General features: G+C 64.4%; 14 protein-coding genes. 4 read left to right on the forward strand and 10 right to left on the reverse strand.

Going from position 1 to position 13,431, the window contains the following annotated elements; translation table 11 throughout:
• Positions 1–107: 107 nt before the first annotated feature.
• The 9 genes from hslU to QCE83_RS13990 all read right to left on the reverse strand — a co-directional run bounded on the left by hslU (position 108) and on the right by QCE83_RS13990 (position 9,312).
• Complete coding sequence (gene hslU / locus QCE83_RS13950) at positions 108–1,460, reverse strand: ATP-dependent protease ATPase subunit HslU (RefSeq protein ID WP_309811050.1); 1,353 nt, start codon at positions 1,458–1,460, stop codon at positions 108–110.
• A 12-nt stretch (positions 1,461–1,472) separates the two neighbouring features.
• Positions 1,473–2,009, reverse strand: coding sequence for an ATP-dependent protease subunit HslV (gene hslV / locus QCE83_RS13955; protein WP_309811053.1), 537 nt, complete (start codon positions 2,007–2,009; stop codon positions 1,473–1,475).
• A gap of 377 nt (positions 2,010–2,386) precedes the next feature.
• Positions 2,387–2,803 carry an RNA polymerase-binding protein DksA gene (gene dksA, locus QCE83_RS13960; RefSeq protein ID WP_008352366.1) on the reverse strand — a complete coding sequence of 139 codons (417 nt, stop codon included), beginning with the start codon at positions 2,801–2,803 and terminating at the stop codon, positions 2,387–2,389.
• 566 nt (positions 2,804–3,369) lie between these two features.
• Positions 3,370–4,443 (reverse strand): GTP-binding protein, encoded by a 1,074-nt coding sequence (locus tag QCE83_RS13965; RefSeq protein WP_309811055.1) that lies wholly within the window; start codon positions 4,441–4,443, stop codon positions 3,370–3,372.
• A 129-nt stretch (positions 4,444–4,572) separates the two neighbouring features.
• Complete coding sequence (locus QCE83_RS13970) at positions 4,573–5,772, reverse strand: class I SAM-dependent rRNA methyltransferase (protein WP_309811058.1); 1,200 nt, start codon at positions 5,770–5,772, stop codon at positions 4,573–4,575.
• 56 nt (positions 5,773–5,828) lie between these two features.
• Complete coding sequence (xerC, locus tag QCE83_RS13975; RefSeq protein ID WP_309811061.1) at positions 5,829–6,752, reverse strand: tyrosine recombinase XerC; 924 nt, start codon at positions 6,750–6,752, stop codon at positions 5,829–5,831.
• A 3-nt stretch (positions 6,753–6,755) separates the two neighbouring features.
• Positions 6,756–7,475 carry a DUF484 family protein gene (locus QCE83_RS13980; RefSeq protein WP_309811064.1) on the reverse strand — a complete coding sequence of 240 codons (720 nt, stop codon included), beginning with the start codon at positions 7,473–7,475 and terminating at the stop codon, positions 6,756–6,758.
• A gap of 16 nt (positions 7,476–7,491) precedes the next feature.
• Positions 7,492–8,364, reverse strand: coding sequence for a diaminopimelate epimerase (gene dapF / locus QCE83_RS13985; RefSeq protein WP_309811067.1), 873 nt, complete (start codon positions 8,362–8,364; stop codon positions 7,492–7,494).
• 63 nt (positions 8,365–8,427) lie between these two features.
• Complete coding sequence (locus QCE83_RS13990) at positions 8,428–9,312, reverse strand: lipid A biosynthesis lauroyl acyltransferase (RefSeq protein WP_309811071.1); 885 nt, start codon at positions 9,310–9,312, stop codon at positions 8,428–8,430.
• A 276-nt stretch (positions 9,313–9,588) separates the two neighbouring features.
• On the opposite strand from QCE83_RS13990, the gene metK reads away from it, so the two are divergent.
• Both metK and QCE83_RS14000 read left to right on the forward strand, forming a co-directional pair.
• Positions 9,589–10,776 carry a methionine adenosyltransferase gene (gene metK, locus QCE83_RS13995; RefSeq protein ID WP_309811073.1) on the forward strand — a complete coding sequence of 396 codons (1,188 nt, stop codon included), beginning with the start codon at positions 9,589–9,591 and terminating at the stop codon, positions 10,774–10,776.
• Positions 10,777–10,897: 121 nt separating this feature from the next.
• The gene (locus QCE83_RS14000) at positions 10,898–11,986 is read left to right on the forward strand and encodes an alkene reductase (RefSeq protein ID WP_309811076.1); all 1,089 of its coding nucleotides are present in this window, start codon (positions 10,898–10,900) and stop codon (positions 11,984–11,986) included.
• On the opposite strand, the gene QCE83_RS14005 is transcribed toward QCE83_RS14000, so the two are convergent.
• Positions 11,983–12,264 (reverse strand): hypothetical protein, encoded by a 282-nt coding sequence (locus QCE83_RS14005; RefSeq protein WP_309811079.1) that lies wholly within the window; start codon positions 12,262–12,264, stop codon positions 11,983–11,985. The two genes, QCE83_RS14000 and QCE83_RS14005, sit on opposite strands and share 4 nt — an antisense overlap.
• A 26-nt stretch (positions 12,265–12,290) precedes the next feature.
• Between QCE83_RS14005 and QCE83_RS14010 the strand changes: the two genes are divergently transcribed.
• Positions 12,291–12,599 (forward strand): hypothetical protein, encoded by a 309-nt coding sequence (locus QCE83_RS14010; protein ID WP_309811082.1) that lies wholly within the window; start codon positions 12,291–12,293, stop codon positions 12,597–12,599.
• Positions 12,600–12,642: 43 nt separating this feature from the next.
• On the forward strand, positions 12,643–13,419 hold the full coding sequence (locus QCE83_RS14015) for a phytanoyl-CoA dioxygenase family protein (protein WP_309811083.1): 777 nt from the start codon (positions 12,643–12,645) through the stop codon (positions 13,417–13,419).
• Positions 13,420–13,431: the final 12 nt, after the last annotated feature.

The following is a 13,431-nucleotide window of genomic DNA, read 5'->3' on the forward strand; positions in this document are numbered from 1 at the left end:
TACGTTCCTGCTGCTTTCTTGCCGGGTTCGTGCCGGGCACCAATGACAAAGCCGGGCACACCGGCCCGGCTTTGCTGGATCACCTTCCTGAAAGTCCGCTCAATCCCTTACAGCACGTAACGCGACAGGTCTTCGTCCTGCGCCACGTTGCCGAGCGCGCGATCCACATACGCCGCATCGATCCGCACCGGCTGGCCCGCGTGATTGCCGGCCGCGAACGACACTTCTTCCAGCAGCTTCTCGATCACCGTGTACAGCCGTCGCGCGCCGATATTCTCCGTTTTCTCATTAACCGAGAACGCGATCTCGGCGAGACGCCGGATACCTTCCTCGGTGAAATCGAGTTCGACGCCTTCGGTCGCGAGCAACGCCTTGTATTGCTTGACGAGGCTGGCGTCGGTGGAATTCAGGATCGATTCGAAATCGCCCACCGACAGCGAATCCAGCTCGACGCGAATCGGGAAACGGCCCTGCAATTCGGGAATCAGGTCGCTCGGCTTGGCCAGATGGAACGCGCCGCTCGCGATGAACAGAATGTGATCCGTCTTGATCATCCCGTACTTGGTGTTGATGGTCGTGCCTTCGACGAGCGGCAGCAAATCGCGCTGCACGCCCGCCCGCGACACCTCGGCCCCGCCGGCCTCGCTGCGCGACGCGATCTTGTCGATCTCATCCAGGAACACGATGCCGTTCTGCTCGACGTTCTGCACGGCGCGGCTCTTGACCTCTTCGTCGTTGAGCATCTTGCCGGCTTCTTCGTCGGTCAGCAGCTTGAGCGCTTCCTTCACCTTCACCTTGCGCCGCGTCTTCTTGCCGCCGCCCATGTTCGCGAACATCGAACGGATCTGCTCGGTCATGTCCTCCATGCCCGGCGGCCCCATGATGTCCATGCCCGTCTGCGGCATCTCGATGTCGAGCTCGATCTCCTTGTCGTCCAGCGCGCCTTCGCGCAGACGCTTGCGGAAGGTCTGCCGCGTGGCATTGTCGCCTTCGCCCGACGACGCGCCGGCCGACGCATCCGCCGTGCCGAAGCCCACCGGACGAGCGCCCGGCAGCAGGATGTCGAGAATGCGGTCTTCGGCGCGATCTTCGGCCTTGGTGCGCACCTTCTTCATCTCCGACTCACGCGTCTGCTTGACCGAGATTTCGATCAGGTCGCGCACGATGCTGTCCACGTCGCGGCCCACGTAGCCGACTTCGGTGAACTTGGTCGCTTCGATCTTGATGAACGGCGCGTCCGCGAGCTTGGCGAGACGCCGCGCGATTTCGGTCTTGCCGACGCCGGTCGGTCCGATCATCAGGATGTTCTTCGGCGTGATTTCCTGACGCAGCGGCTCGGCCACCTGCTGACGGCGCCAGCGGTTGCGCAGCGCGACGGCGACGGCCTTCTTCGCGCGGCCCTGGCCGATGATGTGTTTGTCGAGTTCCGAGACGATTTCGGCGGGAGTCATGGTGGTCATCGTCATAGTCCTTTATTCGATCGTCTCGATGACGCGATTGTGATTGGTATAGATGCACATGTCGCCGGCGATGGTCAGCGCCTTCTCGACGATCTCGCGCGGCGAGAGGTCGGTGTTCTCCATCAGCGCCTGCGCGGCGGCCTGGGCGTAGGCGCCGCCCGAGCCGATTGCGGCGATGCCGTGTTCGGGATCGAGCACGTCGCCGTTGCCGGTGATGACGAGGGTGGCATTCGCGTCGGCGGTGATGAGCATGGCTTCCAGGCGGCGCAGCATGCGGTCGGTGCGCCAGTCCTTCGCGAGCTCGACGGCGGCGCGCGTCAGGTTGCCCTGATGTTTCTCGAGCTTCGCCTCGAAGCGGTCGAGCAGCGAGAACGCGTCGGCGGTGCCGCCGGCGAACCCGACGAGGACCTTGCCGCCATAGATGCGGCGCACCTTCTTCGCGCCCCCTTTCATGACGATGTTGCCGAGCGTCACCTGACCATCGCCGCCCAGCGCGACCTTGCCGTCGCGGCGCACGGAGACGATGGTCGTGCCGTGAAATTGTTCCATGTGCGTTCCTTAAGAAAACCGGATGAACGCGGGGCGGTTTCGTGTCGTCGAAGGCCGCCACGCAGTCGAGAATTCGATGGAGTGCACGGCGCGGGGTTCCGTCTGCGAGTGGTCACGGACGAACGGCGCCGCGCACGCGCCCGGCCGCACGGATGCGTACCGTGCGTTTGCGAGGCGCGTCGGATTGATTTTAGGGCGAGGGAGGAATAATCAAGACGTGCGGAAACGATGCATCCGCTTTTTACTGGCAAAAAGCAAAAAAGGCACACGTTCGACGTGTGCCTTTTTCGTTGTGCGCGTGGCCGCGGCCCGGTTTTTCGCGGCGGCGTGTTCCCCGCTGCGGGCGGTCCCGCAACGAGCGCCCGGTTGCGGCGGGATCAGTCGCCGAAGAGCTTCTGGCGCAGTTCGCGGCGTTCCTGGGCTTCGAGCGAGAGCGTAGCGGTCGGACGCGCGAGCAGGCGCGGAATGCCGATCGGTTCGCCCGTTTCCTCGCACCAGCCGTAGTCGCCGGATTCGATGCGCGCGAGCGATTGCTGCACTTTCTTCAGGAGCTTGCGTTCGCGGTCACGCGTGCGCAGTTCCAGTGCATGCTCTTCCTCGATGGTCGCGCGATCCGCCGGGTCCGGCACGATCACCGTTTCCCGGAGATTTTCGGTCGTCTGGCCGGCATTCTTCAGAATGTCCGCTTGCAACTGTTCGAGCCGGTTCTTGAAGAAGGCGAGTTGATCCTCGTTCATGTAGTCCTTCTCGCTCATCTTCAGGATTTCGGCTTCGGTCAAGAGTTTCGTTGTCATCTGCTTGCTTCTTCAATGTGAGGCGCTGTCTTCGCAACGCCCGCAACTGCGTTACCCGCATGCAGCGCACCGGTACGCGCGAGCATCAGGCGACACGCCCATGCGGGGCCGAACTCCTCTGGAAACCGATCTTGGATGATGCTCCGGACTGACTGGCGCGTGCTGCAAGGCCCGACATGACCGGCCCCGGTGCTTTGACTTGATTCGCCTTCCCCCGGCGAATCGAGGCATCGTCCCGACGGGACATCCTTTCTCCTGGTCCGCTGGCCGAACATCCGAAGATGTACGCCTGGCGAAACTGCCCTTCTCCAGTGGGGCTGTATTGTAACTGAACCGCAATTTCCGACGACAACCGAGGAAAACCCTGTCGATTAGTGCCGGAATCCCAAAAATATAACGCCTGGTCGTTCAAAAAGCGATGCCGAAGCGTGCCCGCGACTACATATCCGTGCCGAAAGCCGATGTCGAAAAAAACGCCGCGCGCGAATGCCCGCGGCGGCGTCTGGTCTTTCGAGGCTGCTTGCGCCGCGCGGGACACGCGCAGGTCAAGCGAGATGCATGCCGGTTTATTTGACGAGGCAGGCGTCGAGACCGTCGGTGATCAGATCCTTCGGCAATTCAATGCCGATGAACACCATCTTGCTGTTCTTCTTCTCGATCGGCAGCCACTTGCTCGCGAGGTCGCTGCCCATCATCTGGTGCACGCCCTGGAAGACGACCTTGCGATCGACACCCTTCATGTAGAGCACGCCCTTGTAGCGCAGCAGGCGTTCGCCATAGATCTGCAGAATGCCGCCCAGGAAGTCTTCGAGGCGGTTCGGGTCGAAAGGCTTGTCGCTGCGATACACGAACGACTTGATCTTGTCGTCGTGATGCGCGTGATGATGGTTGTGGTGATGATGCCCGTGCTCGTGATCATGGCTGTGATCGTGACCGCAGGTTGCGTGGTCATGGTCGTGATCGTGATCATGCGCGTGATCGTGCTCGTCTTCGGCGAGGAAATCCGGGTCGATCTCGAGCTTCGCGTTCAGGTTGAAGCCGCGCAGGTCGAAGATTTCCTTGATGTCCGCTTCGCCGAAATTGACGACCTTGATCGCCGCGCGCGGATTCATGTGCAGCAGGCGATGCTTGAGCGCGTCGAGCGCGGCGGCATCGACGAGATCGGACTTCGTGATGAACAGGCGGTCCGCGAAACCGACCTGGCGCTGCACCACTTCCTGCTGGTCGAGCTGCTGGTTCGCGTGCTTGGCGTCCACCAGCGTGATGATGGCGTCGAGCAGGAATTCGTCGGCGACGGTGTTGTCCATGAAGAACGTCTGCGCCACCGGACCCGGGTTCGCGAGACCGGTGGTTTCGATCACGACGCGGTCGAAATCCAGCGTGCCCGCCTTCTTGCGGTTGGCCAGGTCTTCCAGCGCGCGCGCCAGGTCGCCACGGATCGTGCAGCAGATGCAGCCGTTGCTCATCTGGATGATCTGCTCGTTCGTTTCCTGCACGAGAATTTCGTTGTCGATGTTCTCTTCGCCGAACTCGTTCTCGATCACGGCGATCTTCATGCCGTGCTGCTCGTTCAGGATGCGCTTGAGCAGCGTGGTTTTGCCGCTGCCCAGAAAGCCGGTCAGGATGGTTACGGGAATCATGGAGTCGCCTGTGTCCTTGTCTGTGTTCGGAGATGCGCGGCGGCGCGTCGAACTGTTTATTGAAACATATTTGTCAAGCGCACGCCGCAGCGGTCCGCGCGGCCGTCAATTGCGCGTAGGTGGAGACGCTCACGCGATTTGCAACATCAGGCCCTTCAGGTATTCGCCTTCCGGAAACGCCGTCAGCAGCGGATGATCGACGCCGGCGCCCAGCCGCTTCAGGATCCGGGCATCGACGCGGGCGTCCGCCGCCGCGCCCGCGACGATCTTCTGGAACAGGTCCGAGTCGATCGCGCCGGAGCACGAATACGTGAACAGCAGGCCGCCCGGACGCAGCAACTTGAAGCCGCTCAGATTGATGTCCTTGTACGCGCGCGCGGCGCGATCCACGGTTTCCTTCGACGGCGCGAACTTCGGCGGATCGAGCACGATCAGGTCGAAGCGCCGGCCTTCGTCATGGAGGCGGCGCAGGGTCTTGAACGCATCGGCGTCGAGCCATTCGGCCTTGTCGGCGTCGAAGCCGTTCGCCTTGACGTTGTCCTTCGCGAGCGCGAGCGCATCGCCGGACGAATCCACCGAGGTCACGTGCGTCGCGCCGCCCTTGAGCGCCGCGAGCGAGAAGCCGCCCGTGTAGCAGAAGCAGTTCAGCACCTCACGGCCCGCCGCGCTCTGGGCGACGAGCACGCGGTTGTCGCGCTGATCGACGTAGAAGCCGGTCTTGTGGCCATGGCGCACGTCCACGTGATGACGCACGCCGCACTCATTGGTGATGAGCGTCTCGGGCGGCGCGGCGCCGGCGAGGACGCCGGTGATCTGTTCGAGTCCTTCCTTCTGGCGGATCGAGACGTCTGAGCGCTCATAGACGTTCGGGCATCCGGTCGCGCCGGTCAGCGCCTGCACGATCGCGTCCTTCCAGGCTTCGACGCCCGTCGCCATGAACTGGCAGACGAGCTGCGCGTGCGCGCCGTCATCGGCGATGTAGCAATCGACGATCAGGCCCGGCAATCCGTCCGCCTCACCGAAGACGAGCCGGGTCGCGCCGGTGTCCTTCACCAGCGTGCGCCGATGCTCGACCGCGCGCTGCACGCGGCGCTTGAAGAACGCGTGATCGACGGGTTCGTTCTCGTCGAAGGTCCAGACGCGCGCCCGGATCTGCGACTGCGGACTGTACGAAGCGCGCGCGAGAAAGCGGCCGTCGGCGGCGCGCACGGTCACGGTGGCGCCCGGCGCCGGATCGCCGTCGATGCGCGCGATGGCGTTGGCGTAGATCCAGGGATGTCGGCGGGCGAGCGATCGGTCCTTCGCCGGTTTGAGGGTGATGGTGTTCATGGCCATGCGGATGAGCCGCGCTTCAACGCGGCTGGATTAATCGTGCAATCGTGCGCTCAGTCGCGTTTCTTGGCGCGCGGATGCGCCGAGTCATACACGCGGGCGAGATGCTGGAAGTCGAGCGAGGTGTAGACCTGCGTCGCGGTGATGCTCGCGTGGCCGAGCAGTTCCTGTACGGCGCGCAGATCGCCGCTCGATTGCAGCACGTGCGTGGCGAACGAATGGCGCAGCACGTGCGGATGCACGTTCGACGGAATGCCCGCCAGCAACGCCAGCCGCTTCACGCGCGTGCGCACGACGCCCGGCGCCATGCGGTTGCCGCGCACGGAGAGAAACAGCGCGTGCGGATCGAGCTTGACGAATTCGCCACGCACGGCGATCCACGCGCGCAGTGCCTCGATCGCCTTGCGTCCGACCGGCACCGAGCGCCGCCGGCTGCCCTTGCCGAGCACGGTCACTTCCTCGTGCTCGAGATCGAGCCAGCCCGCCGAGCGGTAGCCGTCCTGTTCGACGAAGCGCACGTCGAGGCCGACCAGTTCCGCGAGCCGCAAGCCCGACGAGTAGAACAGTTCGAGGATCGCGTGATCGCGCAGCGCTTCGGTCGTGCCGGCTTGCGGCGCGTCCATGAGCGCCATGGCGTCGTCGACGGAAAGCGCCTTCGGCAAGGTCTTTTCGCCCTTCGGCGCGCGCACGGTCGACACCGGATTGGCCGGCATCTCGACCCGCTCGGCGAGCCAGCGATAGAACGCGCGCCAGGCCGACAGCCGGTGCGCGATGGAGCGCGGCGACAGTCCGCCCGAATGCGCCCGCACGACGGCGCCGCGGATATCGGCGGCCGTGAGCGTTTGCAGAGGACGTTCCTTGGCCAGCGCGCGCAGTTCGCCTAGCTCGTAAGCGTAGGCGCGCAGCGTGTGCTCGGACAGCCGCCGCTCGTGTTCGAGCATCGCGAGATAGGTGGCGATGGCCTCGGCGGTGTCCATGGCTCAGTGCGGCAGCAGGCGGGACACGGCTGCGCTCGCGAGCGCGCCGATCTGCATCAGGAAGTCGGTCGCCATGCCGTCATGGAAGCGGCGCGGGTCGGGCGAACCCATGACCAGCAAGCCGATGCTCGGCGCATCCGGACCGGCCTGCGGGTCGCGCAGCGTGACCAGCGCGACCGATTCCACCTTGCGTTCGATGTCGGACGGACCGTCACCGGGCGCGACCGTTGCCGAGGCCGAGTTCTCGACGCCGAGCCATTGGGCCGCCGCGAAATCCGTGTTCGCGCCGCAGTACGGCGCGGTCAGGCTGTTCGCGAAGATGCGCACTTCCTCGCCCACCTGCCGCGCGAAGTCCGCCTGGCGATACGCTTCGTCGATGTCCCACAGACGCAGCGCCGCATGCGGCACGTCGAAGACTTCGCACAGGCCCGCGCTGATCGTCTTGGGCAGCGCATACGGATCGCGCTGCGAGATCACGCGCACGGTCCAGCGGTTGAACTTGGTCGAGATGCTGTCGTTCTCGTGGCCGTAGCGCAGCAGTTCGGCGAGGCGCCGTTCGAGCTGCTTGTTCTTGTCGCGGAGCATTTCCATCTGGCGCTCCTGCAGCGACACGGCGGCCTTGCCATGCGGATTCGAGAGCCGGATGCTGCCGAGCAGTTCCGCGTGCTCGGCGAAGAAATCGGGATTGTCGAGCAGGTAGTCGGCGACTTCGCGTGGATTCATGATCGATAGGGTTGCGTTAGACGATGCGATCGAGCTCGATTTCGCCTTCGAAGACCGTCGTGGCCGGGCCCGCCATGAACAGCGCGGCGGAGGCGTCGCGCGCGCCGTCCCAGCTGATCGTGAGCGTGCCGCCGTGGGTCTCGACGCGCACCGGCGAGTCCAGCACGCCGCGGCGAATGCCTGCCGCCACGGCGGCGCAGGCGCCCGTGCCGCACGCGAGGGTTTCGCCCGCGCCGCGCTCGAAGACGCGCAGCTTGACCGAATGGCGGTCGATGACCTGCATGAAGCCCGCGTTCACGCGCTTCGGAAAGCGCGTGTGGCGTTCGATCAGCGGTCCTTCAGTCAGCACCGGATACGCCTCGACGTCCGCGACGATCTGCACCGCGTGCGGATTGCCCATCGAGACGGTGGAGATCCAGCGCGTTTCACCGGCGACGTCGAGCGGCCAGAGCGTGTCGTTGCCTTCGCGGCGGCCGTCGAGCCCGTGGGCGTCGAACGGCACCTGCGGCGGATCGAACACGGGCGTGCTCATGTCGACGACGACCTCGCCGTTGTCCTGCATCGTCAGCGTGATGACGCCGTTCTGCACCTGCACGCGCACGCTCGACGCATCCGTCAGCCGCCGCTCGCGCACGAACTTCACGAAGCAGCGGGCGCCGTTGCCGCAATGCTCGACTTCGCCGCCATCGCAATTGAAGATGCGGTACTTGAAATCCACGCCGCCGATGGTCGGCTTCTCCACGAGCAGCAGTTGGTCCGCGCCGATGCCGAAATGACGGTTGGCGAGCGCGCGCACCTGCGCAGCGCTCAGGTCGAGCGCCTGCGTATAGCCGTCGAGCACGACGAAGTCGTTGCCCGCGCCCTGCATCTTGGTGAATTTGAGTCTCATGGCCGCTATTGTATGTGAGGCGTCGCGCGGCGTTTCCTGCCGCGCCCGCTTCAGTGCCGCTCTTCAGTAGAAGCCGGGCTCGCCCGGCGGCCGCGTCTTGAAGCGCTTGTGTACCCAATAGTATTGCTCGGGCATGTCGGGAATGTGCTCTTCGAGGAACGCGTTCATGCGCCGGGCATCGGCTTCGTCGTCGCCGGTCGGATAGTTGTCCCACGGTGCGAAGATCTTGAGCCGGTAGCCCTTGTAGTCGGGCAGCACTTCGCCGATGAACGGCACCACCTGCGCGCGCCCCGTCTTGGCGAGCCGGCCGACCGCCGTCAGCGTACACGTCGGAATGCCGAAGAACGGCACGAACGCCGAGTTGCGCATGCCATAGTCCATGTCCGCGCCGAGCATCACCGGCTTGCGGTCGCGCAGCCAGCGCAGCACGATGCGCGCGCTGTCGGCGCGGCTGGCCATGTCGGCGCCGAAGCGGCCGCGCTGCTTCTTCGCCATCTCCTCGACCTGCGGGTTCGAGAACGGCTGGTAGAGCGAGCCGCATTGCCGGTGCAGCGAATAGTTGAGAAAAATGGAGCCCGCCTCGATGCCGACGAAATGCAGTCCGCGCAACAGCGTGGGCGGCAGGTTGGGGTCGGTGAGGTCGACGGCGCTGTCGACCTGGATCAGCTTTTCGAGCTTCTTCGCCGAGCCGAACCACTGCACGCTGCGCTCAACGTAGCTGCGGATCGCGTGGCGGAAGTGCTTCTGCGCGATGTCCTCGCGCTTCTCCTCGGACCACTCGGGAAAGCACAGCTTGAGGTTGGTGTGGACGATGCGCTTGCGGCGGCTCGGAATCTGATAGAGCAGCCAGCCGAGACCATCGCCGAAACGCGCGGTGATGCCGTATGGAATGATCGCGAGGAACTTGAGAAAGCCAATCGCAAGGGCGACCCCGATGCGCCCTAGCATGATGTGCTCCAGCGAACATACGGGTGGCCGCGAGGTGCGGAGGATTGATGCGGGGCGATTGGCGTCAAGCGGTCGGCTCTGAAAAAATAAGGGAAACCGGTATAATAAAACCTTCGCCGAGTTAATGGACAACTTGCGGGGCGAAGCGGGCGCGGGGCTTCATGCAGTCATGAAGTTGCCAGCCTGGTAAGGATATCCGCTAAAGCGTCGCCGCTTCAGACTCCAAACGAAGTCGGCTACGTGAATACCAACCGTACTCAAACTGGAGTCTGAAGCGTGTCGAACGACTATCTCTTTACTTCCGAATCTGTTTCCGAAGGCCACCCGGACAAGGTCGCCGACCAAATCTCCGACGCCATCCTCGACGCCATCCTGGCTCAGGACAAGTACTCGCGCGTCGCAGCGGAAACCCTCTGCAACACCGGCCTCGTCGTGCTCGCCGGTGAAATCACCACCACGGCCAATGTCGACTACATCCAGGTCGCGCGCGAAACCATCAAGCGCATTGGCTACGACAACACGGATTACGGCATCGATTATCGCGGTTGCGCGGTGCTCGTCGCTTATGACAAGCAGTCGCCCGATATCGCGCAAGGCGTGAACAAGGCGCACGACGACAACCTCGATCAAGGCGCGGGCGACCAGGGCCTGATGTTCGGCTACGCATGCGACGAAACGCCCGAACTCATGCCGCTGCCCATCCATCTCTCGCACCGACTGGTCGAGCGTCAGGCGAACCTCCGCCGTGACGGCCGCCTGCCCTGGCTGCGTCCGGATGCGAAGTCGCAAGTCACCGTGCGCTACGTGGACGGCAAGCCGCATTCCATCGACACCGTGGTGCTCTCCACGCAGCACGCACCGGACATCGACCTGCCGCAACTGCGCGAAGCCGTGATCGAAGAAGTGATCAAGCCGACGCTGCCGAAGGAACTCATCAAGGGCGACATCAAGTTCCTGGTGAATCCTACTGGACGCTTCGTGATCGGCGGTCCGCAGGGCGATTGCGGTCTGACGGGCCGCAAGATCATCGTCGATACGTACGGCGGCGCGGCTCCGCACGGCGGCGGCGCGTTCTCGGGCAAGGATCCGTCGAAGGTGGACCGTTCGGCCGCGTATGCGGGCCGCTATGTGGCGAAGAACATCGTCGCGGCGGGCCTCGCGTCGCGCGCGCTGATCCAGGTGTCCTACGCGATCGGCGTGGCGCGTCCGACCTCGATCATGGTCAACACGTTCGGCACGGGCCGCATCTCGGACGCCGAGATCACCAGGCTCGTGCAGGAACACTTCGATCTGCGTCCGAAGGGCATCATCCAGATGCTCGACCTGCTGCGTCCGATCTACGAGAAGACCGCCGCCTACGGCCACTTCGGCCGCGAAGAGCCGGAGTTCTCGTGGGAAGCCGCCGACAAGGCGCTCGTGCTCGCCGAAGCGGCAGGCACCGAGCCGGTCGCGAGCGTCGCGTAACGGCGTTCATCGCACCGTCGTACAAGTAGCAAGACAACCGGCAGGCAACGCGCCTGCCGGTTTTTTTTGCGCACGTTTCTTGCGCCTTCATGCGCGGATGATCTGATCTTCCGGAGCCGCCATGTCGCATGAAACGCTCTTCTCGCCACTTGGCCTCGGCCGTCTCGAACTGCCGAACCGCATCGTCATGGGACCGTTCGCGCGGCATCGCGCCGCGCAGCCCGGCGACGTTCCCGTCGAGATGAATGCCCGATATTACGCGCAGCGAGCAAGCGCCGGCCTGATCATCACGGAACCCACGCAGACTTCACCCGCCGGATGCAGCGGCTTCGCCACGCCCGGCATGTTTTCGGATGCGCAAGAAGCGGGATGGAAAGCCGTCGCGGGCGCGGTGCATGCCCGGCATGGGCGCATTGCGCTGCAACTGGCGCACGCCGGGCGTCTGTCGCATCGGCGCCTGCAGGAAGATGGCGCGCCGCCCGTCGCGCCCTCGGCGATCCGGGCGCGCGACGCGAAGATCCTCGTGCGCGAGGACGACGGCGCGTTCGCCTTCGTCGATGCCGACGACCCCCGCCCGCTGGAAACGAACGAAATCGCGAGCGTCGTGCTGCAGTACGTCGATGCCGCGCACCGCGCCGATCGGGCGGGCTTCGACCTGCTCGAGATCGACGCGTCGGACGGCGCGCTGCTGCATCAGTTTCTTGCGACCGGCACGAACCGCCGCAGCGACGAATACGGCGGCAGCGTCGAGCGCCGGGCGCGGCTGGTTGTGGACGTGCTCGAGGCGGTGTCGGGCGTGCTCGGCGCGGATCGCATCGGCGTGCGGCTGTCGCCGCTCTTCGCAGGCGCGGATATCGAGGATGCCGAAGCACGCGAATCGGCGGCTTACCTCGCGCATGCGCTCGAACGGATCGGCATTGCGTATCTGCAACTGGCCGATTTCGACGACGCCCTGCTTCACAGCGTGCGCGATGCGTATAGCGGCGCGCTCATCGCGGCCGGCGACTGGCGCATCGACGAAGCGAATGCGCTGATCGGACGCGGCGCCGCCGATGCCGTGGCATTCGGCCGCGCCTTCGTCGCGAATCCGGATCTGGTGGAGCGGGTGAGGGAGAACGCGCCGCTGGCAGAGCCCGATTTCGCGACCCTTCGAGGCGGCGGCGAGGCCGGCTACACCGACTATGCGGCGCTGAACGAAAAGAACGCCTAGCGCGCGGCGAATGCGTACCAGCCGGCGCTGCTCGTCGACAGGCGGCGCGGACGGCGGCTCGTCAATGCAGCCGGTTTCGGTTTGGGCGTCGGCGCGCGCAACGACACAGGGCGTCGCAACAAGGCTCGCAACGACACGCGGCGTGATGCCGCACGTACCCGAAGATTGAAGAAAAGTCCGCGGAACCAGGAGCGGATGCCATCGACCGGATGGACCTGCTTCAACTGCTCGGCCAGCAGGCGAGTGCGGGTGGAATGGTGGCGCAGCGCGCGGATCATGCCGCGGCGGGCAGGACGCGCCGCGCGTGATGCTGCACGGGAAAGGCCCATGGCGATTCGGGATTTCATGTCGGCGGGAGGTCGGTTTGCTGGAAGGCAAACCTGACGGTAGTCGTCTCAAAAATAACGTTCAAGCCTTCGATCCAACTCTATTCATCAAGTTGCACCGAATTGATGCGGCCAATGTACAAGAGCTTGATGACCCGGGTAAGTCCGCGTTTTCCCTGCAATTTTCTGAAGCGTTCGCTGACAAGAATCAGGTAAAGCCCGACCGCATGGGCCTTGGCGCCACGACGGAATTACAATTGATGAATTCGAACCAATTCCGGATATAGCGTCATTGGCATGAATGATCGAGCCAAGGCACGCGGAACTGAAATGTCTGATCAAAACTGGCTGAAATCCAAAAAAGAACAGGTGCGCGAGCTGCGCGAAACGGGCTTCGTCATCGTCAAGGGACTTGTTTCCCAGGAACGTTGCGACGCCATGCGCGACGTCGCGCGTCAACAGCTCGCGGAGGCCGCGGCGCCCGTCGAGTTTGAAGCGGACCTCAAGTATCCGGGCGCGCCGGATTCGAAGGAAGCGCCCGGCGGCCATACGGTGCGCCGTCTGCTGGACGCTTATGCGCGGCATCCGCTGTTCGCGGAGTTCGCGACATCGCCGGAAGTGCGCGGCTGGATGGAGCTGTACTTCGGAGAAACGCCGTATCTTTCGCGCGCGCATCACAACTGCATGATGACCAAGCATCCGGCGTACGGCAGCCTGACCGGATGGCATCGGGACGTGCGCTACTGGGCGTTCGAACGGGACGATCTGGTGTCGGCGTGGGTGGCGATCGGTCGCGAGACGGTGGATAACGGCGGGCTGTGGTTCGTGCCGGGATCGCACAAGCTGCCGTTCACGTCGGATCGGTTCGACGACGCCAAATTCTTCCGCTCCGACGTCCCCGAAAACGCCGCGCTGATTCGCACGGCGGTGTCGCCGGAACTCGCACCGGGCGACGTCGTGTTCTTCCACTGCAATACGTTGCATTCGGCCGGCAAGAACCTGACCGACCAGGTGAAGTTCTCGCTCGTCTACACCTATCGCGGGGCGAGCAACGCGCCGTTGCCAGGCACGCGTTCGGCATCGACGCCGGAAGTGGCGCTCGCCTGAGCGGGCGGGGCG

The organism is Caballeronia sp. LZ034LL (assembly GCF_031451215.1).
GTDB lineage: Bacteria > Pseudomonadota > Gammaproteobacteria > Burkholderiales > Burkholderiaceae > Caballeronia.